Genomic DNA, 21705 nt, shown 5'->3' on the forward strand with positions numbered 1-21705 from the left:
GTTCTTGTCGGTCATTCTGCGGCCTCCTGCGCTTGTGCAGCTTGCGCCTCGGCGCGGATGCGACGGATGAGTTCCAGTTCCGACTGGAAATCGACGTAGTGAGGCAGCTTGATATGTTCGAGAAACCCGCTGGCCTGGATGTTATCGGCGTGGCTGAGTACGAATTCCGCGTCCTGCGCAGGTGCCCCGACATTGTCCTCGCCCAGTTCTTTCCAGCGCAGGGCACGATCGACAAGCGCCATGGAAATGGCCTTGCGCTCACTCTGGCCGAAGACCAGTCCGTAGCCACGGGTGAATTGTGGCGGCTCCGTTTTTGACCCGGTAAACTGGTTGACGCTTTCGCACTCGGTCAGGGTGATTTCCCCGATCCCGACGGCAAATCCCAGTTCGGGGACGTCCATCTCCACCGGGACGGTGCCGATGCGCAACTCCCCCACGAAGGGGTGGTTGCGGGCATAGCCCCGTTGCGTGGAATAGGCCATCCCCAGCACGAAGCCTTCATCCCCGCGTGTCAGGGACTGCAACCGAAGCGCACGATTGGCCGGAAACTCCATCGGCTCCCGCGTCAGGTCCGGGGGGGTGGTGTCGCTGGCGGGTTCGGGCTGGATCAGGCCATCGCGGTTCAGATAATCCGTCACGCGCGGCGTCGGCTCCCCCTGGGCCGGGGCCTGCGGGGCCGTGGGCGTTTCCCCCTCTGCGGCCAGTTTGAAGTCCAGCAGGCGGTGGGTATAGTCAAAGGTCGGGCCCAGAACCTGCCCCCCCGGGACATCCTTGAACGTGGCCGAAATGCGCCGGTCACAGGCCATTTCCCCCGTATCCACCGGGGTCGAAACCCCCAGCCGGGGCAGCGTGGTGCGGTAGGCACGGATCAGGAAGATCGCTTCGATCAGATCGCCTCGCGCCTGCTTGATCGCCAACGCGGCAAGATCGGGATCAAAAAGCGACCCTTCCGCCATGACCCTGTTCACGGCCAGTGCAAGCTGTTCGCGGATTTGCGGGACGGTCAGTTCCGCGATGTCGGGGCTGCCCCGGCGTTCCTCGGCCAGCCAGGCATGGGCGTTGTCGATGGCGCGTTCGCCCCCTTTGACGGCTACATACATCAGGCGGCCTCCACCTTCGTGGTGCGGGGCAGCGCGGCAAGCCGCGCCCCGGCGGTGAAATAAAAATCCAGCCCCCGCGGAAAAAGCGCCGCGTTCCTGCGAAACGGCTCCAGCTCCGGCAAGGACAGCATCCGGGCGGTTTCAATCCCCGGCCCGGTCAGCCGCGCCCCGGAGGCAGCCAGCGTCGCGACCTCCACGATCAGCGTCGCAGACCGGTCTGGGTATTCGGGGGTGCCTTTGCGGTAAGGTTCAAGCGGCAGGAGTTCCGTCCAGGTCCCAACCGCAAAGGCGGCTTCCTCACGCGGGGCAATCGGCACGCCGGTGTGGAAGATCAGCCACGCCCGAAGCTCAGGGGTGTCATGAGCCCCGGCCAGGAATACCGGCGTCCCCGGATCGGCCAGGGTCAGCAACAATGACCCCGCCGCAGGCGAAAGCGGTGCGGGCGGCATGGCGCCGGAAATATCGTAAACACGGCCCGGACGCGCCATCGCGCTCAGCGCGGCACGAAACGCGCGGGCCGATTGCACCGGCACATCGCTGAAACCACCGTCAAGGATTTGGGAGGCCATTGTCAGTCCTCCCCGCGAACCATGGTGAAGAAATCGACCCTGGTGGCCGCCGCACGTTCGGCACGGGCAGAACGGGCGGCCCGGTGACTCTCGGCCAGCGGTTCCAACACCGCTTCCCGCAAGGCATCGGCGCGGGCGGTCTGCATCAGGGCATCGATCAGGGCGGCGATGCGGGCCTTGGCCTTGTCGCGACCCTGGACATAGGCATGCCCCACCTCGCCGCTTTCCAGACGCAGGGCGCAGCGTGTCACCGTCATTTCCCCGACGTTGAAGGGGGCGCCGGTCCCCCCCATGCGGCCGCGTATCATCACACCGCCGGTTTCCGGGGGGCGCAGCCATTCGAATCCGGGTGGCGCCTTCTGGGTTTCCCACAGCGCGGTCAGCGCCGGCGCGGGGGCTTTTGCAAGAAGGCTCATCCAGCCTTTTCGGGTTGTCAGGTTTTCCATTTGGACAGCTTGCCGATTTGTCTATGTTAATATACAACTAGACAAGTCATACCCGGATATCCCCGAGTCGCACAAGACACCCTGATGTGAAGTTTTTCTGACATGCCCCGCACCGCGATCTGGAAATCCATCCTGGACACTCTGCGCGCCGAGATCGGCACGGGCCGGTATCGCGTGGGCGACAAGCTGCCCACCGAGGCCGAACTGTCCCGTCGTTTCGGCGTCAACCGCCATACCGTGCGCCGCGCCCTGGCCGGGATGGCGGAAAGCGGGCTGGTACACCCACGGCGCGGCGCAGGGGTTTTCGTGGCGGCACCCCCTACCGATTATCCACTGGGGCGGCGGGTCCGGTTCCACCAGAATCTGCGGGCGGCAGGCCAGACCCCGGACAAGACCATACTGCTGATCGAAACCCGCCTGCCCGACCGCGCGGAAACCACGGCCCTGCACCTGAGGGACGGCGCACAGGTCCACGCCTATGAAGGGATTTCCCTGGCCAATGGCACCCCGCTGGCCCTGTTTCGCAGCGTCTTCCCGGCAGCCCGCTTCCCAACCTTGCCGCAGGACCTGGAAGAAACCCCCTCGGTCACGGCTGCGTTGTCCCGCGGGGGCGTGGCCGATTACACGCGCGCGTCAAGCCGGCTGACGGCGAAACTCGCGACCGCGACCCAGGCCCTGCATCTGCGCATACGTGAGGGCGCGCCCATCCTGCGGACCATCGGCATCAACGTCGATGAAACCGGCCAGCCTGTCGAATACGGCCACACCTGGTTCGCGGGAGACCGGATCAGCCTTACGATCGCCCCGGAATAGTTTGAAGCCCGGAGGGCTGTCACACTGGCGATACAGAAACGCAATACCCTTCGGGCAGTTTCCACGCCAACGGCGAGAGCCACCATGACCCGGACGCTACAGCCTTTGCGCTTTACCGGCGCGACGATCCTGCGAGACGGAGAGATGCAGCGACGCTCGCTTTCCATCGCCGAAGGGCGCATCACCAAAGGCCCCCTGCCCGAGGTGGACATGTCGGGGTACCAGATTCTGCCGGGAATCGTCGACCTGCATGGCGACGCGTTCGAACGCCACATCGCGCCCCGTCCCTCGGCGCGGTTCGACCTGTCGACGGGCCTTGCGGCGACAGATCGCGATGCCGCCGCCAACGGGGTGACGACCGCATGGCTGGCGCAGGCCTGGTCCTGGGAAGGCGGCCATCGCAGCCCCGACCAGGCCTGCGCCATGATGGCCGCGCTGGAGGCCTACCGCCCCCGCATGCTGACGGATTTGCGGCTCCAGATACGGTGCGAAACGCACATGGTCGACAGCGCCCCCCGCCTTCTGAAGGCCATACGCCGTTATGGGGTCGGCTACGTGGTATTCAACAACCATCTCGACGAGGCGCTGGATTACGCGGCCTCCCGCCCCGACCTGATTCGGCTTTGGGCGCGTCAGGCCGGGCGCCCGGTGCGGGAACACATGCGCCTGGTTCACCAGGCACAGGCCCGCGCCACAGAGGTTCCCCGCCACCTGTGCAAGCTGGCCGAAGCCTTCGACGAACTTGGGGTGCTTTATGGCTCCCACGACGATCCGGACGGCGAAACCCGTGAGCGGTATTCGATGATCGGGGCGCGGATTGCGGAATTCCCGACCACACGCAAGGCCGCCGCGGCGGCCCGCGCCATGGGGGACCCGGTGCTTTTGGGTGCGCCGAACGTGGTGCGGGGCGGGTCGCAATCCGGGAACGTCGCCGCATCGGACCTGATTGCGCAGGGGCTTTGTGACGGGCTGGTCTCCGATTACTATTACCCGGCCCTGACAAATGCGGTCTGGCGTCTCGTGGATCACGGCATCCTGACCCTGCCACGGGCCTGGGCACTGATCTCGGAAAAACCGGCAGAAATTTTGCGCCTGCCAGACCGGGGACGTCTGGATTTCGGTCGCCGGGCCGATCTGTGCGTTGTCAACGCCCAAACCCGCGCCGTTGAAATGACCATTTCGGGCGGGCGGCTGAGCTATCTCGCAGGTGAGGCCGCACACCGTTTCGCACAGCGGATTCATCTTCTGGACATGGCCGCGGAATAAAACGCCACCTCATGGGGAGCCGGGACCGCCTTTGACCGCGCCACACCCCTGCGGCGAGCGGCCATTTGAGGCGCGCAGGATGGCACCTTCCTTTTCACCCCTTTTTTACCCGCAGTGTTTTTCGAGGAAGGCATGGATGTCTAGGTGCCGGAAATCCTCCAGTGCGGTACACAGCCTGTCATGGGGCCAGTCCCACCACGCAAGCGCCTGAAGCCTCTGCGCCACTTCCGCCGGAAAGCGGGCACGCAGCGGGGCCGCGGGAACCCCGGCGACGATCATATAGGGGGCCACGTCCTTGGTGACCACCGCCCCGGCCGCAACCACCGCCCCATCGCCCGCGGCAATCTCCGGGCGCACGATGGCCCCATGACCGATCCAGGTGTCGTGGCCGATCCGGGTGCGACGGGCTGCACGGGCGGTAAAGAACGCCGCGTCATCCCGTGCCCCTGCCCAGTAGTCGGCAGAACGATAAAGGAAATGGTGCAGACTGGCACGGTGCATCGGGTGATCGGTGGGGCCGATACGCGAAAAGCTGGCGATATTGGCGAATTTGCCGACCGCCGTATTGGCGATGTCCGCGTAGCGGTCGGTATAGGCATAATCCCCCATCTCGCTGTTGAGAAGCCGCGTCCCCCGGCCGATCTCCACGAAGCGCCCCATCTGGCTGTTCGTGATCTCACAATCGGGGTGAAGGACAGGCTCCGCCTCGGAAAGGCGGGACATCAGGACCCTTCCCCCTTTATCAGACGGCGGCGCAAAATGCCCGAAAACCAATCCATCAGCATGACCATCAGAATGATGAGAACGATGTAATAGGTTACTTCTTCCCAGTCTTTCTGCGTGATGATCGCCTGGGTCAGCAGCAGCCCGATCCCGCCCCCCGTGATCGCCCCGATAATCGTGGCGCTGCGGGTATTGGATTCGAGGAAATAGAGCACCTGGCTCAACAGCACCGGAGTGATTTGCGGAATGACACCAAAACGATAGCGCGCCACCACCGGAGCGCCGGTGGACTGGACACCTTCGATCTGTTTTTGATCCACGTTCTCCAGCGCCTCGGAGAACATCTTTCCGAAACTTCCGGAATCGGTCAGCAGGATCGCCAGCGCCCCGGTCAGCGGCCCCGGCCCGAAGGCTCGCGCCAACACGATCGTCCATATCAGGGCGTCGACCCCGCGCACGAAGTCGAACACGCGGCGTATGGCAAAGCGCACGGTCATGACCGGCGTAAAGTTCCGCGCCGCAAGGAACGCCATCGGCAAGGCCACCAGCGCCGCCCCCATCGTGCCAAGAAACGCCATCAGGATGGTTTCGAAGATCGCCCATGCGACATCGCCGTGGCGCCACATGCTGTTGGACCAGAAATCATGCCATGCGCCTTGCAGGTTTGACCGTGCCGGATCGATGCGGCTGCCGAACAGGATCTCACCCGGCCCGTGGCCATGGTAGGGGCTGTCGAGCGTGAAGAAAAACAGCTCCCAGCCCATGGCATAGCGAAACACCTCCGTGCGGTTGCGGGTCACGGTCAGGCGCCCGGCCTCCGTGGTTATCGCAAGACGGTTCTTCGACTTGTTGATCCAGTCCGGCAGGTCGCCCTCCAGGTTGGTCACGACACCCCCGTCGCGGGTCGGCGTAGCCTCGATCAGGCCAAAACCGGGCATGTCGTAGAAAATCGTCTCCGGGGTGTAAGTGACGATATGTCCCCGCCCAAGGTCGATGCGCGTGATTTCCCCATCAAACGTGACCCAGCCCGGCGCAGTGCCCTTGGCATAAGTGCCCTTGCGCTCCCCCTCGATGGCAATGGTCACATCATGGGTTGCGTTGTCGCGGGTAACATGGGTTTTGTAGCTGTAGCTGTCGGCCACCAGCGCGCGGGCATTATCCATCCGGGCGCGTTCCATCAGGCCCGGCAGATCGAAGGCGAAAAAGATATAGCCCAGGTAAAACAGCACCAGAAGCGGCAACCCGGCGGCCATCATCCGCTTGCGGGAAAAGAGTGCCTCTGCCTGCGCCTTGTAGAATGCGGTATCAGACATCATGCGCCCCCCCGGTCAGGCGGTTTCGGTAGTGGCTTGATATCTGGTCGAAAAACACGATGGCCCCGAACAGAAGAATGAAAATCGCGGCGGCCTCGTCAAACTTTCCCTGCCCCCAGGACATGGCGTTTTTCAGTTCATACCCGATGCCCCCCGCCCCTACGAAACCAAGGATGGCCGAGGCACGGATGTTGATCTCGAAGCGCAACAGCGCATAGCTGATGTAATTGGGTGCAACCTGCGGAATGATCCCCAGCATCATACGCTGGGCCCAGCTTGCCCCCACCGATTGCAACCCCTCCACGGGCTTGAGATCCGCGTTCTCGTTGACCTCGGAAAACAGCTTGCCCAGCGCCCCCGCGGTATGAAACGCAATGGCGATCATCGCCGGAACAGGCCCGCCCCCCATAACGAAAATCAGCACCAGCGCAATAACGATTTCCGGGATCGCACGCATCACGTCCATGATCCGGCGAAACAGCGGGATCAGCCGGGGAAACCGCGCCAGACCCCGCGTCGACAGAAGCGACAGGACAAGACCCAGAACTCCCCCCAGCAGCGTGGAAACGGCTGCGATGTTGATCGTTTCCAACAGCGCGGGCAGGAACGCGACCAGATGACCGGGCAGAAGGGCAGCCTTTTCGCCGGCCTCGGAAACGACCTGCGCGGGAAAGGCGAAAATGTTCGGCAGACCTTCCCAGAACCCCCCGGCGTTGCGATCGTTCGCGATCACGAAGCCCGACGCCATCAATGCCAGGAAGACAATCAGGGTCAGGCCCGAATACATCCGCTTGCGCTGGGCCAGCGCCATGTAGCGGGCGCGTATGTCAAGGCCTCCCGACACGGCGGGAGAGATCATGTCTGCCATCGATGTTGTCCTTTGGAAACAAGAGGCGGCCCCGAACGACGCGGGACCGCACGACAGGCGCAGCGCCTAGTTGGATTTGGCCTTGCGGGCCTCGACGATCGAGGTATAGGCCGCGTGGGTGATGGGCATGAAGCCCGCCGCCTCACCTGCGGCGACGTTGTAAAAGCACTCCTTGTCCATGGATTCCAACGATGCCATCAGCGCAGTCACCCTGACCTTGACACCTTCCGGCAACGCACGGCGCAATACGATCGGACCTTCCGGGATGGGCTTGGAGCGCCAGATCTCCACCAGGTCGTTCATGTCCACCAGGCCGGCATCCACCGCCTTGCGCAAGGCGCCGGAATTGTACCCGTCTTCCCAGTTCCCAAGACCGTCGGCCCAGGTCACGCCGGCGTCCACATCGCCGTTGGCAACGGCCACGATGGTCTGCTCATGCCCGCCGGTAAAGACGACCTCTCCGAAATAGTCGCCCGACTGCATGGTGGCACCGGTGGCCTGCGGGATTTCGATGGACGGGATCAGGTAGCCGCTGGTGGAATTCGGATCCCCGAAACCGAACTTCTTGCCCTGCATGTCTTCAAGCGAGGCGATGCCGCTGTCCTTGCGGGCAAACCCGACCGAGAAATATCCATAGCCGCCATCGTTATTGACCTTGACCAAGACCGGCTCCACCGCTTCGGGGTTTTCCAGATAGGTCTTGGCATAGCCGGAGGCCCCCAGCCAGGCCATGTCGATGGTCCCGCCCAGCAGGCCCTGGATGACCCCATTATAATCCGCCGGGGCGAAGAGCTTGGTCTCGACGCCCAGCAGGTCGGCGGCTTTGGTGCGCAGACATTCATAGGAATTCAGGCGATCCTGGGCATTTTCACCCCCGAGAATTCCGATGCGGAACTCCCTGATGTCGTCGGCCAGGGCGGGGGTGGCCAGGAAGGCCGCCGCAGCAAGCGTGGCAAGAAGATTTTTCATCGTTTCTCTCCGGTTGGGAAGGCCCTGCGGGGCCGGGGAAGGATCAGGCGGGTTCTTCCACCTGATGGGGCGTGTCGAGCGTTTCGATCGCGGTCGAGGTCGCCGCCTCCGAAAAAGAGGCGTCCGCGCCGTAGATGTCGCGCGCGACACCGGTGGTCAGTTGCCCGGGCGTGCCGTCGAACACGATCCGCCCGTCACGCATGCCGATCACCCTGTCACAGTAGCGGCGCGCCGTATCCAGCGTGTGCAGGTTGGCAATGACCATGCGGCCGTCCTCCTCGTGGATACGGCGCAGGGCCTGCATCACCACCTGCGCGTTCATCGGATCGAGGCTGGCGATAGGCTCATCGGCCAGGATGATGCGTGGATCCTGCATCAGGGCACGGGCAATCGCCACGCGCTGCTGCTGCCCGCCCGAAAGGGCTTCGGCCCGCTTGGCGGCCTGTTCCGCGATCCCCAGCCGTTCAAGGATGTCGATGGCGCGATAGATATCCGCGCGCGGGTAAAGGTTGAAAAACGTCGCCGCCGCCGATTGCCGGTTGAGCGTCCCGTGCAGCACGTTCGAGACCACATCCAGACGTGGCACAAGATTGAACTGCTGGAAGATCATCGCGCAGTCGGATTGCCAGGCGCGCTTTTGCGCGCCGGTCAGTTTCAGGACATCGCAACCCTCGAATCGAATCGCGCCCTCGGTCGCATCGGTCAGGCGGTTGATCATCCGCAACAGGGTGGACTTCCCCGCACCGGAACGCCCGATGACGCCGATCATAGCGGGTTTTGCGACCCGGAAACTGGCGTTGTCCACCGCCACGTTGCGCCCGAATATCCGGGTCACGTTCTCCACACTCAGCAGCATGCTCATCCTCATCTTGCTTCGCGGTGTGGCTATCCCCCTGCCACGACGGAACTGTGGCAAAATCTTGAAGCTTTCGTGACGACCGGGCCCGGTTGCCCTGCCCGCCCGGATGGCTCATTCTGTGCCCGCCGCAACCGTGAGGATTCCCATGCTTATTTTCTCCCCCGGCCCCGATACCGCGCGCGCATTCCGCGATGCGCTTGGCACCTTTGCAACGGGTGTAACGGTGGTGACGGTACGGGGGCCGGACGGGCCTCTGGGGATGACCGCGAACAGCTTCGCCTCGGTTTCGCTGAACCCACCGCTGGTGCTGTGGTCGCCGGCGCGCGCCTCCGCCCGGTTCACAGCCATGACCGGAGCGAAACGCTTCGCAGTGCATGTGCTTTCTGCCGAGGGCCGGGACACAGCGGCCCATTTCGCAAGATCGGCTCAGATGAAAGGGCTGGACCTTGAAGGAACGGAACCACCATTGCTGTCAACCGGCTGGCTGGCGCGGTTCATCTGCCAGCGCGAAGCGGTACATGACGGCGGCGATCACGCCATCGTCATCGGCCGGGTGGAGCAATGCGCCCAGCGGGAGGGCGCACCGCTTGTCTTTTCCGCGGGCCATTTCGGGACCTTTTCGCCCGCGCGCGGGGTTTAGCCGAAGATATCCATGGCAATCCCCGCATACCAGCCCAGCGATTCCTCGTAGGTGGCCTTGCGCAGGGCGGCATCTTCTCCGGTCTGGCTGATGAACCCGTCCACCTTCGCAATCTTTTCCTCCGTCGGCTGGTAGGACGCCCCCACCTTGACGCCATCGTCGGTTTCGATCAGCGACCAGCAGGTGTTCGAATATTTCGCCGGGAAGGCACGGCTGCCGGTCAGGGCGGCCCGCACCGCCATCGCGGCAACCTTGGCCTGGCTGTTGGCCGAAAATCCGGATTTGGGCATATCCCCTGCGATGCAGGCATCGCCAAGCACATGGATGTTCTCGTCCATCCGGCTTTGCATCGTGGCGGGGACGATGGGGCAGAACCCACTGCTGTCGGCCAGCCCGGCAAGATGCGCGATATGCCCCGCCTTTTGCGCCGGGATCACGTTGCAGACATCAACCTTTTCTACTGCGCCGTCGATCACGACCTCCATCGCATCGGGGCGCACCTCCGCGTTGCCGCCGCCAAAATCGGGACCGATGCGGTCGATCATGCCGGAATAGTGGCGCTGCCAGCCCTCCTCGAACAGTGCCTGCTTGGAGAACTTCTCCTTCGGGTCGACGATCAGAATCTTCGCGGTCGGGTTTTGTGCCTTCAGCACATGCGCGATCATCGAAACCCGCTCATACGGTCCCGGCGGGCAGCGGAACGGGTTCGGCGGCGCGACCATGCAGAAAGTGCCGCCTTCGGGCATTGCCTCGACCTGGTATTTCAAAAGCTGGGTCTGGCTGCCCGCTTTCCAGGCGTGGGGCATTTTGATCTGGGCGTTGAGATCCCAGCCCGGCACAGACTCATCCACGAAGTCGATCCCCGGCGCGACGACAAGCCGGTCGTAGGCCAGGCTGTGCCCGGAAGCCAGCGTGACGGTCTTCGTATCGCGATCCACGCCCACGGCCCAGTCATGGACCACGTTGATGCCATAATCGGAGGCCAGCGTGCCATAGGAATGGGCAATGGAGGACAGCTCCCGGAAACCGCCGATATAGAGGTTCGAGAAGAAACAGGTGAAATAGGTGCGCGTGGGCTCCACCAGCGTCACATCGATGGCGCCTGCACTGTCCTTGGCGATATAGCGCGCGGCGGTCGCCCCGCCCGCGCCGCCGCCAATGACGACGACCTTCGGCCTGCCCTGCCCCAGCACCGCCGGCGCAGACACTGCCGCCCCGGCTGCCAGCGCGGCGCCAAGGAAACTCCGTCTGTTCAATGCCATTCTCTCCTCCCTTGGGTTTCAATGCGCGCTTCCAAATTCCTTAAAGACCGAGCTTACCAAAATATGCGGCCAGCGCGGCGATTTCTTCGTCGCTCAGCCGACCGGCCATCATCTGCATCACCGGATGCGGGCGCAGCTTTTGCTTGTAGGCGTGCATGGCCAGCACGAAATCCTCTTCGGGCCACAAAACGATCGACGGGATGCCCTCGTCGGATCCGTCGCTCTGGTGGCAGGTCTTGCATTCGCTGGAGAGATACTCGCCATAGGCGGTATCCCCGGCAATCGCCAGCACCTCCGGCGCAAGCGCCGGTACAAGCGCACGCGCGGTCGGCGCGGCCTCGGGGATATTGGCGGGGCTGGCCGAAAAATCCCGCAGATAGGCCAGAAGATCGGCCCGTTCCTCCGGGTCGGGCAAACCTTCAAAGCTCATCCGCGTTCCGGAAACCAGCGCCTTGGGATTCTCCAGGTAGGCATCCAGCGTCTCCAGGGTCCAGATAAGCTGATCCCGCCCGGCCCGCTGCATGGAACGGGAATAGGGAAACTCCGGCACCGACGCCGCACGCCGCCCGAAGATACGGTTGAGATGCGGGCCGATGCCGTTTTCGGCCCCGGCCCCGATCTGATGGCAGCCGCTGCAAAAAACCCAGACCTCGGCGCCACGCGCGACATCCCCGATCGGCACGGCGCGCGGGGCCTCCTGCGCCTGCGCGCCGAAGGCCAGACACAGCGCCAGGCCTGTGACACCCCTCTCCCCCATAAGGCGAAGTGCGTGGATCATGATCGCCGCCGGCAAGACAAACCCACCTATTCGGAAAAGCTTCGCAGATAGGCAATGACGGCTTCCCGGTCGCCGGGCTCGCTTAGCCCGCGGAAAGACATCCGCCCGCGCGGCACAACATCGGCAGGCCGTTCGAGATAGGCGTCCAACGTCGTCTGGTCCCAAAGCAGTCCGCCCTCACCCGCCTCGGTCATCGCAGGGGAGTAACGGAACCCTTCCGCCTGCGCCGCCGCACGCATGTAAACGCCGGTCAGGATCGGGCCGACGCGGTGGGTCGCCCCTTCGCCGATACGGTGACAGGCGGCACATTCGCGAAAAACCTTTTCCCCCTGAGCGACCAGCGCCGGGTCCGGGGCACTGGCCGCGGCAGGCACCGTGGTCTCGGCCACGGCAACCTGCACAGCTTCGGATGCTGTTTCCCCGGCTGCGGTCTCGTCGGGGGTGACATCCAGAACCGCCGCGCGCATCGTGATCCCGACGCTGTCCTTGCAGTCGTTCATGCACGGAGGCTGGCTAAAGCGCGGCACCTCCACCCCATCGCGGTCATCGACGATGAAGCCCCCTGCATTGGGCATTTCGACCTCCAGGAAATTTTCCTGCGAAAGCACGAATTCATCGTCCACAAGATAATTGGAATACAGGATATACGCGACAATGGCATATACCTCGTCATCGGAAAGCGTCTGCGCGCCCCCAAACGGCATGGTGCGATGGACGTAATCCCAAACCGTAGACAGGTACGGCCAGTACGATCCCACGGTCTTCAGCGGGTCTTCACGGGCCAGTGTTCCATCGCCCCCGGCCAGCTTGGGCCAGTTGTCCACACCCTCGGCGAATTCCCCATGGCAGACAGCACAGTTTTCCGAAAACAGCACCTCTCCATCCGCAACCGATCCGGACCCCGGCGGCAGGCCGGCACCATCGGGGCTGACATCCACATCCCAGGCGGCAATTTCCTCAGGCAGGGCGGGGCGCCCCAGGCCCAGCTTCTCCGCCAGTGCCGGGGCCGCGGCCAGGCTGGCCAGCGCCGTGCAGACCAAAAGGTTACGAAACTTCGACATTCTCGGCCTCCCCGTCCGGCTTGATCCACCAGGTCTGGATACAGTTGTTGTGGTAGATCGAATTCAGCCCACGGACCTCGCGCAGTTGCGCCTTGGTGGGCTGGACATAGCCGGTACTGTCGATCGCCCGCGATTGCAGCAGCATCTCGGAGCCGTCCCATTCGATCTCAAGGTAAAAGCGCGTCAGCGCCATCGGCTGCGGCGGCGCGGCCAGCCGCGCGCTTTGCCAGTTCCTGCCGCCATCCAGCGAAACATCGACGCGCTCGATTGCGCCGCGCCCCGACCAGGCCAGCCCGGCAATGACGAGCGGCCCGTGTCCGTGGACAATGGGCGATTGCGGGCTGGGTGAGGTGATGATCGACTTCGCATCCATCACCCAGGTCCATTTCCGGCTGGTGCCGTCGGCCAGCGTATCGGTGTATTTGCTGGTTTCCTCGCGGCTTTCGACGGGGCGGTCCATGACCTCGACCCGGCGCAGCCACTTCACCCACATGTTGCCTTCCCAACCCGGCACGCAAAGCCGCACCGGATAACCATGTTCCATCCGCAAGGCCTCGCCATTGGCTCTGAAGGCAACCAGCACATCGTCCAGCGCCTTCTCCAACGGGATCGAGCGCCCGTTCGAGGACGCATCCGCCCCCTCGACATAGATCCAGCGTGCGGAGGGCTGAATTCCCGCCTCCTCCAGTAAGGTGCGCAAGGGCACGCCGGTATATTCCATGTTGTGGATCATGCCATGGGTAAACTGCGCGCCGTTCAACTGTGCGCCCGCCCATTCCATCCCCGTATTCGCGGCACATTCGAGGAAATAGGTGTGGTTCACACGCGGAAAGCGTTCGAGATCCGCGTAGGTGAAGACCAGCGGCGTATCGACAAGTCCGTTGATCATCAGGCGGTAATCTTCCTTGCGCATGTCGATGGCGCCGGAGTGATGGCGTTCGAATGCACAGCCCTGGGGCGTGATGGTCCCGTCAAGCGCGTGAATCGGCGTGAAGTTGATCGAACTGATCACATCGGCTGTCAGCCAAGGCACGTTGCGACGGATGACGTCAGCCTCGTATTCGATCGGCAGACCGTAGGGGGTGGCGTCCACTCCCGCGCCCAGCCCGGTGGCCCAGGGCTGAACCTCGGTGATCAGCGGATCGGGGTTCGCCGCGGCCCCGCCCCCCCCAGCGGCCAGCGCCCCCCCGGTGGCAAGCCCGGCCTTGAGAAACCCGCGCCGCGTGGTGTTTGGCGTGTCGTTCATCTGTGTCCTCCCTGTTGGCGCTTACGCCCCCGTCACCTGGACGGACTTGTTCGGGTCCACCCGCACGGTACCTTGCCGGCGGATGTGGTTTTCGACGACCTCCCAGATGGGCGGCCCCTCGGTGCCTTCATTCACGCTGGCCCAACCCGCGACGACGTAGCTTTTCGCCGGATCGAGCGCCTCCCCCGTCTTCAAAAGCGTCATGTCGGTGATGCGCCGGCCCTGGGGCCTGGACACGTCGATGCGGTAGCCCATGCCCCCCACGCGCACCATGTCGCCACCCTGCTGATAATAGGGATCGGGGTGAAACAGGTTGTCGGCGACATCTTCCAGCACCGTGTGCAACATCTTGCCCGTCATCTCGGTGCGGTAGGCCTGCGGGTAGGACATCGAAGTCGCGTTGAACAGGTCCTCCCGCGTGATCGGATCACCGGGCAGCAGGCTCGGCCCCCAGCGGAAGCCGGGCGAAAGCGCAATATCGGCCTCACGCTCATCGATCAGGGCGTTGCAGATCAGGTCGTCCCAGGTCCCATTGAAATTGCCCCGGCGGTAAAGAAGACTGTCGGTCGTGCCCAACACCTCTTCCAGTTCGTCCCTGAAGGGCGCCCGCTCGGCCTCGATCAGGGCGGCGATCTCCGGATCTGGCGAGATGACGTCAGCGAAGATCGGGATCAGCTTGTGACGGAATCCCCGCACCTGCCCGCCCTGCACATCCAGATCCAGCCGGGTCACGAACTTGCCGTTGCTGCCACTGGCGATCAGCATCGTTTTGCCGACCTGCACCGGTTCGGGGAGGGCATCGTGCGTGTGCCCGGTGAGGATGACGTCGATCCCCGGCACCTGCGCCGCCAGCTTGCGATCGACATCGAACCCGTTATGGGAAAGCAGCACGACAAGGTCAGCCCCTGCGGCGCGCACCTCGGCCACGACCTCGGCCATGCGGTCCTCCCGGACACCAAAGGACAGGCCTGGAAACATCCATTTCGGGTTCGCGATCGGCAGATAGGGGAACGCCTGCCCGATCACCGCGATCTTAGCGCCGCCGCGCTCAAACATCTTGAAGGGGTCATAGGCGGGTTCGTCCCATTCCGCATCGAAGATGTTGGCGCCAAGGAACGGGAAAGCAAGGCTGTCGACGATCTCGCTCACACGGGCGAGGCCGAAAGTGAATTCCCAGTGGCTGGTCATCGCATCGGGGGCGAGCGCGTTCATCACGTTCACCACATCCTGTCCGGCGGTGCGGTGGGCCGTCAGAGACCCGTGCCACGTATCCCCCCCGTCCAGCAGAAGTGCGTCTGGCCGGTCGGCGCGAATGGCGGCCAGAACCGTGGCAACGCGATCCAGTCCGCCCATGCGTCCATAGGTGCGGGCAAGTGCGGAAAAGTCCTGATAGGTCAGCGCGTAAGCCTCGGGGGTGCCAGGGCGCAGGTTGAAAAGGTTCAGAAAATCGTGGCCCGTCACATGGGGCGGCAAACCGTTTGCCGCCCCCACGCCAAGGTTGACTTCAGGTTCGCGGAACCAGACCGGGCGCATCTGTGCGTGAATGTCCGTGATATGTATCAGCGTGACATTGCCGAACGTGTCGAATTGCAAAAGCTGGTCCTGGGTCAAAGCCTGCTGCGCGGCGATGCGCGCCCAGTTGCCTGCGCCCGAAGCCCCGTACAGCGCCGTGGCCGCCACGCTGGCTTGCAAGAAATCGCGTCTTGAAATCATGGCAACTTTTCCTTTGCGCAAATCTTCCCCGGTCGCTGCCGGGCAGCGGTATCGCCTGTATCTGCGTTAAAATCCGTCCCCGCGCGGCCACCCGCGCGGGGATGTGTCAGTTCCGCACCGACGGCCCTTCGACCGACAGCCCGTTGCCGCGTGTGGCGACATAAAGCTCCAGCGCCACGAATTCCGGCGACCCGGGCGAGAATGTGTGCGCCCGCGTATCGCGGATGCACCCCTTGAACCGGGAATGGACCGAGTTCAGCTTGGCATTCTTCAACCTGTATGTGGGGAAGCCGTTGATCTGGCCCTGGCTGAGATGGTCGGCGCGGATGTAGTTATCATAGTTCTCTTCGTGGCAGTTCGCGCAGGACAGTTCCAACTGGCCATAACGGGTATAGTAGATTTCCTTACCCAGCGCCCAGGTTTCGGAAGCGGGGCCATCGTTTGCCACGTTGACCGGCATGCCGCGCGAAACCGAGGAAACCAGCGCCACCATGTTGGTCATGGGATCGCCCGCATAGCTCCATTCGTCGGCCCCCATGCGGGTGGTTCGGCAATCGTTGATCTGCATTTCCAGCGTACGGACTTCCCCTGCGGTTTCGTTCCACTTCGGATACACGGCCCGCACGCCCTTCATGCCATCGGCCACATCGCCATGGCAATCGGCACAGGACTTGCCCATACCGCCTTCGGCGACGGCCCATGCCTCGACCGCCTGCTCGACGAAAACCATGCCGGGGTTGTCAAAGTCGTCCATTTGCAGAGTCTGCGTTTCGCCGGTGCGAAACGTCCAGCCGGACCGGATCTCGTCGATCGCCTCCATGTGGTCGGGCGCCTGCGTGCGCGTAACCATTTCGATTTCACCATTGACGACGAGTTTCGCAAACTCGTCCGCCGTCGCCGCCCCCGCGAACGCGACGCCGACCACGATGCCAAGCCAGGCCTGTCTCATGCGTTTCCCTCCCTTTGAAACATGCAAGGCTCAGCCGATGGCGATCGATTTGGTCTCCTCGTAGACGGACCCATCGTCGTCATACCAGGTAAATACCATATCGCCCGCCTCCGGAATCGTGGCCTCGAACTCGAAATAGGGGTTGGTGGAAATTGCCGGTTCCAGCATCACATCCACCACCGTCTCACCGTTGAACACACATGTGAAACGATTGATGATCGCCCGCGGAATCGGATTTCCGTCGCCATCCTTGCGCTGTCCCGATTCCATCGGATGGCTGATGAGGGTCTTGATTGTAACGGATTCTCCCGCCGCCGCAGTCGCGGGCGCCTTCACGCGGGCTCTGACACCTTCTGCCATGTTCTGGTCCTCCCTTTATCCTCAGCCGCCGCAGCCGCCGATGGTGACTTTCACGGTGCTCTGGGTACGGGTAAAGCTGCCATCCCCCATCTTTGCGATGGCAATCACATCCTGCGTCCCCGCGAGACGAATGCGGGTTGAGGCGCGTTGCGCCCCGGCCAGAGACCCGAAACTGAAGGTACAGACATCGGGACTGGGGTTGCCCGAGGCCAGCAGCATCACCGCAACCGCGCCGGGGGCATCCACCTCGACGGGCACGGTGTTGCCATTCTCAGCGATTTCCGGGGCCGTCAGGGTAATCCCCCCCTCGCCCACCGCCGCGCCGGCGGTGAATTCGGCGATCGTATCCTCCAGCGCGGCGCGCGCGGGCAGCGGCAGCGCCAGGGCTACGGCAAACCCCGTGCCGGTCGCTATCGCCTGTCGTCTTGTGAAAGTCATGTTTTCCTCCCTGACCCGTGCAGGCCGTTAATCCGTGAGTGTCATCAGATAAGCGACGACATCCTCAACCTGTTGCGCCGTCAGCAGTGGGTCTACCGGGCCGTCCTTGGGCTTGCCGGTAAAACCCTCGCCGGGGCGGATGAACCCGTCTACCTTGTAATAGCTGGGCATCACCGTGCCTTCGAACACGCCCTTGGAATGCGTGACGATCCCGCGGATCATCGCCTCGTCGTAACGGCTGGCGACCCCGTCCAGAAGCGGGCCGACCTCACCGTGGAAAGGCACATCGGCCATTTCGCTGATCGCATGACAGGAGATACAGTTCCCCTGGCTTTTCGTCGCCATCACTTTGCGCCCGTTCGCAGGGTCGCCCGGCATGTCGGTCAGTGGGGCCTGCAGATGGCCTGCCTCGTCATAGCTCAGATCCGCGGGGGCAAGCTCGGCCGCTTGGACCAAACCCATACTGGCTACCAGACAGGCCGCAGCACATGCGGCTTGTTGCATCGTCAAGACTCCTCCCAGTGTCTTTCCCTTCCGTCAGCGTAGCGAACAGCCCCCTTTGCATGCAACAACAAATATAATTTTTTGCATATTTATGTTTGCACCCCGCAGAGAGCTGATATTGAAATCAATTCTTGCCCTGCGCCTCCTCTGCCATGCGGGCGACATACTTCTGGAAGTGTTCTTCCCCCTCGTAGCCCTTATTCAGAACCCATGTCAGAAGCGCCTTTGTGGTGATCTTTCCGAAGGCGCCGGGCATCGCGACCACCGCGGCATCGGACACCGATTCGAAACCCTCCGCCGACTCGGGCAGGAAGATCAGGGTTGGCGTGAAAACGACATTCCATCGCTTTGCCATTTCCTTTTCCGGCAAGACCGTTCCATCGAGATCCGTGACCTCCACATCTCCGAAGAGATTCATCTGGATCACATGATAGTTGTCATGGATCAATGCTTCGATCTCGGGGGCGGTGAACACCTCCTCGTGCATCTGGCTGCAGTAGATACAGCCGCGCTGCTCCCATAGGATCATCAGGCGCTTGCCCTGGGCCGTGGCTTCGGCCAGGTCCTCACGCATGTCCTTGAAGGTGTCGTGCAGCCAGTCGGGCTTGTGCAGGCCGTCGTCACCGACCGGCACCGCCAGCCCCGGCAGAGCCAGCGCCATGAGTGCAGCAAAAACCAGTGATATCTTCTTCATGCTTGTCCTCCCTTCATTCAGCCGAGTTTTGAAAACCACGGCACATTGTCGATCATGAACTGGGCGATAACCGCCACGGAGTTCGTGGCGATCAGACCCGCGAAGAGAATCAGCATGACCCCCATCGCCTTTTCGACATGGCCCAGATATCTGCGGTTGCGCTGCATCCAGCGCAGGAACGGTTTGGCAAACAGCGCCGCCAGAACGAAGGGCAGCGTCATCGCCAATCCGTAGACCAGAAGCAAAAGCCCCCCCCGCCACACATCACCCATGCCGCTGGCGACCATCAGAATCGCCGCCAGCGCCGGTCCGACGCAGGGCGTCCAGCCGAAGCCGAACGCCAGCCCCATCATGTAAGCCCCCAAAATCGTCGTCGGCTCAGCCTTCGATTCCATCCGCGCCTCCCGATACAGGAACGGGATGCGCACGATGCCCAGGAAATGCAGCCCGAAAACGAACAGAATCAACGCCGCGAGATAGGACAGTTCTTCCTTCCATGCCCGAAATCCCTGCCCCAGCGCCGTCGCCCCCATCCCCAGAAGTACAAAGATCGACGTCACCCCAAGGGCGAAAAACACTGCGGAAACACCCAGCCGCCGCACCGCTCCCGGCGCGATACGGTCTTCGCCGCGCAACTCGTTCATCGAAATGCCGGCCATGTAGCAAAGGTAAAAAGGAACAATCGGCAGGATACAGGGCGACAGGAACGACAGAAGACCGGCAATCGCGGCACCACCGTAGGAAATTTCAAGCATCGGGGCCCTCCCTTGCCGTGAATGCAAAAACATATTAAGATTTTTATATGTAACGGGACAGGTTTCAATGAAACGTTTTTTCCTGACCCTGGCGGGCCTTGGGGCCCTGGGCGCCCTGTCAGGACCGGCAAGGGCGGATTTACGCCTTGCGATGTTCGAACAGGAGGGCTGCGGGTATTGCGATCAGTGGCGACAGGAAATCGGCCCGATCTGGCCAAAAACGGACGAGGGCCGCACCGCTCCACTGCAAAGGATTGACATCACCACCCCACTGCCCGCCGGGATGGTGCTGATCTCACGTCCGGTCTACACACCGACTTTCGTCTTGCTGCGCGACGGGTCGGAAATCGGTCGGCTGGAAGGCTACCCCGGAGAAGCCTTCTTCTGGACGCTGCTCGGGCAGATGCTGCACACCCAGCCCGAATGGCGGGAGACCGCGCAGTGAACCGTCACCGCAGAAGAGACTTTATGCACGCAGGTCCCTGCTATACATCAGACCTGCGCCTGCTGGGCGCCTGGGAACAAGAAGGACCAGACCGGCCCACCGATCTGAACGATACGATATGAGTGCAGACACAGTGCAGCCCTTCGATCCGGGGCGCCCCCCCGAAGAGGGCGAAATCCCGCCGGAGGACATGCTCCAGCACGCCGAGACCGCATCGGGCTTTCTCAAGGCGCTGTCCCATGAAGGGCGTCTGATGATTCTGTGCCACCTCTCCACCGGTGAGAAATCGGTGACCGAACTGGAAACGTTGCTCTCCTCACGGCAGGCGGCGGTCAGTCAGCAACTGGCGCGGCTCCGGCTGGAGGGGCTGGTCGGATACCGGCGCGAAGGCAAAACGATCTATTATTCTCTGGCCGATGAACGCGCACGGCGTCTTCTGGAACTGATGTATGACATGTTCTGCAGTCCGAACGCCCCGCCTACGGGGAGAAAGGCGTAGCAAGGTCCCCGGCAAGGACGGGCATGCGCAAGGGAGGGAACACATGGACAGCATCCCGGCAGAAATCTGGGCCGCACTGATCGGGCTGACAACAGGGTGCATCCTTGGGCTGGCGGCCCGCCTGGGGGAATTCTGTACGCTTGGCGCGATCGAAAGCGCCGCGTATGGCCATGACCAGCGCCGCCTGCGGATGTGGGGCATAGTTCTGGGCACGGCGATTTCCACGACCTATCTGCTGGCCGCGCTGGGGCACATCGCCCTGGCCGAATCGCCCTATCACGCCATTTCCTGGAACCCCGCCGCCAGCATCCTGGGGGGGGCGGTGTTCGGCTATGGCATGGCACTGGCTGGCAATTGCGGGTTCGGAGCACTGGCGCGGTTCGGCGGCGGGGACCTGCGGTCTCTGGTGATCGTGGTGGTGGTTTCCATCTTCGGGTTCATAACCCTTTCCGGACCACTGTCGCCGCTGCGCGACTGGGCCTTCCCCCAAGTGCCGTCAGGCGGGTTTCAGGGGTTTGCCCATCTCTTGCAACAGGAAACGGGTATCCCGCCCCTGATCTGGGCCATGGCAGTGGCGACAGGCTTCTTTGCCTGGGCGCTCTCCCACGCGCCGCTGCGGGCCAGCCGCCGGCGAATCGGCTGGGGCGTAGCCGCAGGGCTGGCGATCAGCGCGGCCCTGTGGGGAACATCGGCACTGAATGACATGAGTTTCGACGCGATTCCGGTAGAGGGTCACACCTTCACCGCCCCGCTGGGGCGCACATTGATGTGGCTGATGACATCCTCGGCCGGGGGGTTGTCCTTCTCGGTCGGATCGGTTTTGGGGGTGCTTTTGGGGGCGTGGATCGGCTCCCTCCGCAAGGGCAGCTTCCGCTGGGAGGCCTGCGAAGACCCCCGTGAACTGGGCCGGCAAGTGGCGGGGGCCGCGCTCATGGGGGTCGGCGGTGTCATCGCGCTGGGTTGTTCCATCGGGCAAGGCGCCACGGCCTTCGCGACATTGGCATGGTCGGCCCCCGTAACGGTCGCCGCGATCTATGCCGGGGCTCTGGTCGGGCTGCGCCGGCTGATCGCCGGGTTTCAGCCCGAATGATCAGGCCATGCCAAGCGCCTGCTTGTACATCTCAAGCACTGCCTCTTCCTCTGCGATGTCATCTTTGTCGCGCTTGCGCAGGGCAATGACCTTGCGCATCACCTTGGTGTCGTAGCCACGGCCCTTGGCCTCGGCCATGACTTCTTTCTGCTGATCGGCGATGTCTTTCTTTTCGGCCTCCAGCCGCTCGAACCGCTCAATGAACTGACGCAATTCGTCGGCGGTAACACGGTAGCTGCTTTCGATGCTGGTCTCGTCCATCGTCTGCCTCTTGTTCAGGTCTGGCGACGTGGTAGCCGCCTGCTCCGTCTGCCGCAAGCCCTACCCTTGCATGGGGCGGGGGCT

26 protein-coding genes are annotated in these 21705 nt (G+C 63.1%); 6 read left to right on the forward strand and 20 right to left on the reverse strand.

All coding sequences use genetic code 11. The features are described 5' to 3' along the window. Positions 1-11: 11 nt before the first annotated feature. Genes C8N32_RS11860 through phnG form a run of 3 tightly spaced genes read right to left on the reverse strand, consistent with a single transcriptional unit; the run spans position 12 to position 2085 of the window. Positions 12-1100: a carbon-phosphorus lyase complex subunit gene (locus tag C8N32_RS11860; RefSeq protein WP_107893205.1), complete on the reverse strand. Its 1089-nt coding sequence runs from the start codon at positions 1098-1100 to the stop codon at positions 12-14. Continuing rightward, the gene (gene phnH / locus C8N32_RS11865) at positions 1100-1669 is read right to left on the reverse strand and encodes a phosphonate C-P lyase system protein PhnH (protein WP_107893206.1); all 570 of its coding nucleotides are present in this window, start codon (positions 1667-1669) and stop codon (positions 1100-1102) included. The genes C8N32_RS11860 and phnH overlap by 1 nt, the downstream gene beginning before the upstream one ends. A gap of 2 nt (positions 1670-1671) precedes the next feature. Beyond that, positions 1672-2085 carry a phosphonate C-P lyase system protein PhnG gene (phnG, locus tag C8N32_RS11870; RefSeq protein WP_242509461.1) on the reverse strand — a complete coding sequence of 138 codons (414 nt, stop codon included), beginning with the start codon at positions 2083-2085 and terminating at the stop codon, positions 1672-1674. 132 nt (positions 2086-2217) lie between these two features. Between phnG and phnF the strand changes: the two genes are divergently transcribed. Continuing rightward, positions 2218-2928, forward strand: a complete 711-nt coding sequence (gene phnF / locus C8N32_RS11875; RefSeq protein WP_107893208.1) for a phosphonate metabolism transcriptional regulator PhnF — start codon at positions 2218-2220, stop codon at positions 2926-2928. Between the two features lie 84 nt (positions 2929-3012). Further along, positions 3013-4194, forward strand: coding sequence for an alpha-D-ribose 1-methylphosphonate 5-triphosphate diphosphatase (locus C8N32_RS11880; protein WP_107893209.1), 1182 nt, complete (start codon positions 3013-3015; stop codon positions 4192-4194). A 105-nt stretch (positions 4195-4299) separates the two neighbouring features. Here the strand turns inward: C8N32_RS11880 and C8N32_RS11885 are convergent, their stop codons facing one another. From C8N32_RS11885 to phnC, 5 genes are all read right to left on the reverse strand, one after another. After that, positions 4300-4917, reverse strand: a complete 618-nt coding sequence (locus tag C8N32_RS11885) for an LbetaH domain-containing protein (RefSeq protein WP_107893210.1) — start codon at positions 4915-4917, stop codon at positions 4300-4302. Continuing rightward, entirely contained in the window at positions 4917-6230 is a 1314-nt protein-coding gene (gene phnE, locus C8N32_RS11890; protein WP_420853793.1) for a phosphonate ABC transporter, permease protein PhnE, read from the reverse strand. The genes C8N32_RS11885 and phnE (C8N32_RS11890) overlap by 1 nt, the downstream gene beginning before the upstream one ends. Beyond that, complete coding sequence (gene phnE, locus C8N32_RS11895) at positions 6223-7089, reverse strand: phosphonate ABC transporter, permease protein PhnE (RefSeq protein ID WP_420853795.1); 867 nt, start codon at positions 7087-7089, stop codon at positions 6223-6225. Before phnE (C8N32_RS11895) ends, phnE (C8N32_RS11890) begins: the two co-directional genes overlap by 8 nt. Before the next feature lie 75 nt (positions 7090-7164). Next, complete coding sequence (phnD, locus tag C8N32_RS11900) at positions 7165-8067, reverse strand: phosphonate ABC transporter substrate-binding protein (protein WP_107893213.1); 903 nt, start codon at positions 8065-8067, stop codon at positions 7165-7167. A gap of 43 nt (positions 8068-8110) precedes the next feature. After that, positions 8111-8923: a phosphonate ABC transporter ATP-binding protein gene (phnC, locus tag C8N32_RS11905; protein ID WP_420853792.1), complete on the reverse strand. Its 813-nt coding sequence runs from the start codon at positions 8921-8923 to the stop codon at positions 8111-8113. A 148-nt stretch (positions 8924-9071) separates the two neighbouring features. Between phnC and C8N32_RS11910 the strand changes: the two genes are divergently transcribed. Then, on the forward strand, positions 9072-9566 hold the full coding sequence (locus tag C8N32_RS11910) for a flavin reductase family protein (protein ID WP_201132332.1): 495 nt from the start codon (positions 9072-9074) through the stop codon (positions 9564-9566). Here C8N32_RS11910 and C8N32_RS11915 read toward each other — a convergent pair. The 11 genes from C8N32_RS11915 to C8N32_RS11965 all read right to left on the reverse strand — a co-directional run bounded on the left by C8N32_RS11915 (position 9563) and on the right by C8N32_RS11965 (position 19326). After that, positions 9563-10828, reverse strand: coding sequence for an NAD(P)/FAD-dependent oxidoreductase (locus tag C8N32_RS11915; RefSeq protein WP_107893215.1), 1266 nt, complete (start codon positions 10826-10828; stop codon positions 9563-9565). The genes C8N32_RS11910 and C8N32_RS11915 overlap by 4 nt on opposite strands. Before the next feature lie 40 nt (positions 10829-10868). After that, positions 10869-11606 (reverse strand): c-type cytochrome, encoded by a 738-nt coding sequence (locus C8N32_RS11920; RefSeq protein WP_242509460.1) that lies wholly within the window; start codon positions 11604-11606, stop codon positions 10869-10871. 26 nt (positions 11607-11632) lie between these two features. Continuing rightward, positions 11633-12667 carry a c-type cytochrome gene (locus C8N32_RS11925; RefSeq protein ID WP_107893216.1) on the reverse strand — a complete coding sequence of 345 codons (1035 nt, stop codon included), beginning with the start codon at positions 12665-12667 and terminating at the stop codon, positions 11633-11635. Beyond that, positions 12651-13913, reverse strand: a complete 1263-nt coding sequence (gene soxC, locus C8N32_RS11930) for a sulfite dehydrogenase (RefSeq protein ID WP_107893217.1) — start codon at positions 13911-13913, stop codon at positions 12651-12653. Before soxC ends, C8N32_RS11925 begins: the two co-directional genes overlap by 17 nt. 21 nt (positions 13914-13934) lie before the next feature. Next, positions 13935-15626 carry a thiosulfohydrolase SoxB gene (gene soxB, locus C8N32_RS11935; protein WP_107893218.1) on the reverse strand — a complete coding sequence of 564 codons (1692 nt, stop codon included), beginning with the start codon at positions 15624-15626 and terminating at the stop codon, positions 13935-13937. 106 nt (positions 15627-15732) lie between these two features. Then, complete coding sequence (soxA, locus tag C8N32_RS11940; RefSeq protein ID WP_107893219.1) at positions 15733-16575, reverse strand: sulfur oxidation c-type cytochrome SoxA; 843 nt, start codon at positions 16573-16575, stop codon at positions 15733-15735. A gap of 30 nt (positions 16576-16605) precedes the next feature. Then, a complete protein-coding gene (gene soxZ / locus C8N32_RS11945) occupies positions 16606-16935 on the reverse strand; it encodes a thiosulfate oxidation carrier complex protein SoxZ (RefSeq protein ID WP_107893220.1) in 330 nt (109 codons plus the stop codon). Positions 16936-16956: 21 nt separating this feature from the next. Next, a complete protein-coding gene (gene soxY, locus C8N32_RS11950) occupies positions 16957-17373 on the reverse strand; it encodes a thiosulfate oxidation carrier protein SoxY (protein WP_107893221.1) in 417 nt (138 codons plus the stop codon). 27 nt (positions 17374-17400) lie between these two features. Beyond that, positions 17401-17835: a sulfur oxidation c-type cytochrome SoxX gene (gene soxX / locus C8N32_RS11955; RefSeq protein WP_242509557.1), complete on the reverse strand. Its 435-nt coding sequence runs from the start codon at positions 17833-17835 to the stop codon at positions 17401-17403. Positions 17836-18001: 166 nt separating this feature from the next. After that, positions 18002-18571: a thioredoxin family protein gene (locus tag C8N32_RS11960; RefSeq protein WP_107893223.1), complete on the reverse strand. Its 570-nt coding sequence runs from the start codon at positions 18569-18571 to the stop codon at positions 18002-18004. Positions 18572-18588: 17 nt separating this feature from the next. Continuing rightward, a complete protein-coding gene (locus C8N32_RS11965) occupies positions 18589-19326 on the reverse strand; it encodes a cytochrome c biogenesis CcdA family protein (RefSeq protein WP_107893224.1) in 738 nt (245 codons plus the stop codon). Between the two features lie 67 nt (positions 19327-19393). Here C8N32_RS11965 and C8N32_RS11970 point away from each other — a divergent pair, with 67 nt between their 5' ends. From C8N32_RS11970 to C8N32_RS11980, 3 genes are all read left to right on the forward strand, one after another. Then, positions 19394-19771, forward strand: a complete 378-nt coding sequence (locus tag C8N32_RS11970; protein ID WP_107893225.1) for a thioredoxin domain-containing protein — start codon at positions 19394-19396, stop codon at positions 19769-19771. Between the two features lie 118 nt (positions 19772-19889). Beyond that, positions 19890-20270 carry an ArsR/SmtB family transcription factor gene (locus tag C8N32_RS11975; RefSeq protein ID WP_107893226.1) on the forward strand — a complete coding sequence of 127 codons (381 nt, stop codon included), beginning with the start codon at positions 19890-19892 and terminating at the stop codon, positions 20268-20270. A 43-nt stretch (positions 20271-20313) separates the two neighbouring features. Beyond that, positions 20314-21360, forward strand: a complete 1047-nt coding sequence (locus tag C8N32_RS11980) for a YeeE/YedE family protein (protein WP_107893227.1) — start codon at positions 20314-20316, stop codon at positions 21358-21360. Here C8N32_RS11980 and C8N32_RS11985 read toward each other — a convergent pair whose 3' ends face one another. Next, positions 21361-21621, reverse strand: coding sequence for a DUF2312 domain-containing protein (locus tag C8N32_RS11985; protein WP_107893228.1), 261 nt, complete (start codon positions 21619-21621; stop codon positions 21361-21363). Positions 21622-21705 lie beyond the last annotated feature (84 nt).

Origin of the sequence: Rhodovulum imhoffii (assembly GCF_003046545.1) — a bacterium.
Lineage (GTDB): Bacteria > Pseudomonadota > Alphaproteobacteria > Rhodobacterales > Rhodobacteraceae > Rhodovulum > Rhodovulum imhoffii.

Bases quoted from the DNA above. Each gene is read 5' to 3' on its own strand.
- C8N32_RS11860 (WP_107893205.1), bottom strand. From the start codon at position 1,100: ATGTATGTAGCCGTCAAAGGGGGCGAACGCGCCATCGACAACGCCCAT.
- phnH (WP_107893206.1), bottom strand. From the start codon at position 1,669: ATGGCCTCCCAAATCCTTGACGGTGGTTTCAGCGATGTGCCGGTGCAA.
- phnG (WP_242509461.1), bottom strand. From the start codon at position 2,085: ATGAGCCTTCTTGCAAAAGCCCCCGCGCCGGCGCTGACCGCGCTGTGG.
- phnF (WP_107893208.1), top strand. From the start codon at position 2,218: ATGCCCCGCACCGCGATCTGGAAATCCATCCTGGACACTCTGCGCGCC.
- C8N32_RS11880 (WP_107893209.1), top strand. From the start codon at position 3,013: ATGACCCGGACGCTACAGCCTTTGCGCTTTACCGGCGCGACGATCCTG.
- C8N32_RS11885 (WP_107893210.1), bottom strand. From the start codon at position 4,917: ATGTCCCGCCTTTCCGAGGCGGAGCCTGTCCTTCACCCCGATTGTGAG.
- phnE (WP_420853793.1), bottom strand. From the start codon at position 6,230: ATGTCTGATACCGCATTCTACAAGGCGCAGGCAGAGGCACTCTTTTCC.
- phnE (WP_420853795.1), bottom strand. From the start codon at position 7,089: ATGATCTCTCCCGCCGTGTCGGGAGGCCTTGACATACGCGCCCGCTAC.
- phnD (WP_107893213.1), bottom strand. From the start codon at position 8,067: ATGAAAAATCTTCTTGCCACGCTTGCTGCGGCGGCCTTCCTGGCCACC.
- phnC (WP_420853792.1), bottom strand. From the start codon at position 8,923: ATGCTGCTGAGTGTGGAGAACGTGACCCGGATATTCGGGCGCAACGTG.
- C8N32_RS11910 (WP_201132332.1), top strand. From the start codon at position 9,072: ATGCTTATTTTCTCCCCCGGCCCCGATACCGCGCGCGCATTCCGCGAT.
- C8N32_RS11915 (WP_107893215.1), bottom strand. From the start codon at position 10,828: ATGGCATTGAACAGACGGAGTTTCCTTGGCGCCGCGCTGGCAGCCGGG.
- C8N32_RS11920 (WP_242509460.1), bottom strand. From the start codon at position 11,606: ATGATCCACGCACTTCGCCTTATGGGGGAGAGGGGTGTCACAGGCCTG.
- C8N32_RS11925 (WP_107893216.1), bottom strand. From the start codon at position 12,667: ATGTCGAAGTTTCGTAACCTTTTGGTCTGCACGGCGCTGGCCAGCCTG.
- soxC (WP_107893217.1), bottom strand. From the start codon at position 13,913: ATGAACGACACGCCAAACACCACGCGGCGCGGGTTTCTCAAGGCCGGG.
- soxB (WP_107893218.1), bottom strand. From the start codon at position 15,626: ATGATTTCAAGACGCGATTTCTTGCAAGCCAGCGTGGCGGCCACGGCG.
- soxA (WP_107893219.1), bottom strand. From the start codon at position 16,575: ATGAGACAGGCCTGGCTTGGCATCGTGGTCGGCGTCGCGTTCGCGGGG.
- soxZ (WP_107893220.1), bottom strand. From the start codon at position 16,935: ATGGCAGAAGGTGTCAGAGCCCGCGTGAAGGCGCCCGCGACTGCGGCG.
- soxY (WP_107893221.1), bottom strand. From the start codon at position 17,373: ATGACTTTCACAAGACGACAGGCGATAGCGACCGGCACGGGGTTTGCC.
- soxX (WP_242509557.1), bottom strand. From the start codon at position 17,835: ATGGGTTTGGTCCAAGCGGCCGAGCTTGCCCCCGCGGATCTGAGCTAT.
- C8N32_RS11960 (WP_107893223.1), bottom strand. From the start codon at position 18,571: ATGAAGAAGATATCACTGGTTTTTGCTGCACTCATGGCGCTGGCTCTG.
- C8N32_RS11965 (WP_107893224.1), bottom strand. From the start codon at position 19,326: ATGCTTGAAATTTCCTACGGTGGTGCCGCGATTGCCGGTCTTCTGTCG.
- C8N32_RS11970 (WP_107893225.1), top strand. From the start codon at position 19,394: ATGAAACGTTTTTTCCTGACCCTGGCGGGCCTTGGGGCCCTGGGCGCC.
- C8N32_RS11975 (WP_107893226.1), top strand. From the start codon at position 19,890: ATGAGTGCAGACACAGTGCAGCCCTTCGATCCGGGGCGCCCCCCCGAA.
- C8N32_RS11980 (WP_107893227.1), top strand. From the start codon at position 20,314: ATGGACAGCATCCCGGCAGAAATCTGGGCCGCACTGATCGGGCTGACA.
- C8N32_RS11985 (WP_107893228.1), bottom strand. From the start codon at position 21,621: ATGGACGAGACCAGCATCGAAAGCAGCTACCGTGTTACCGCCGACGAA.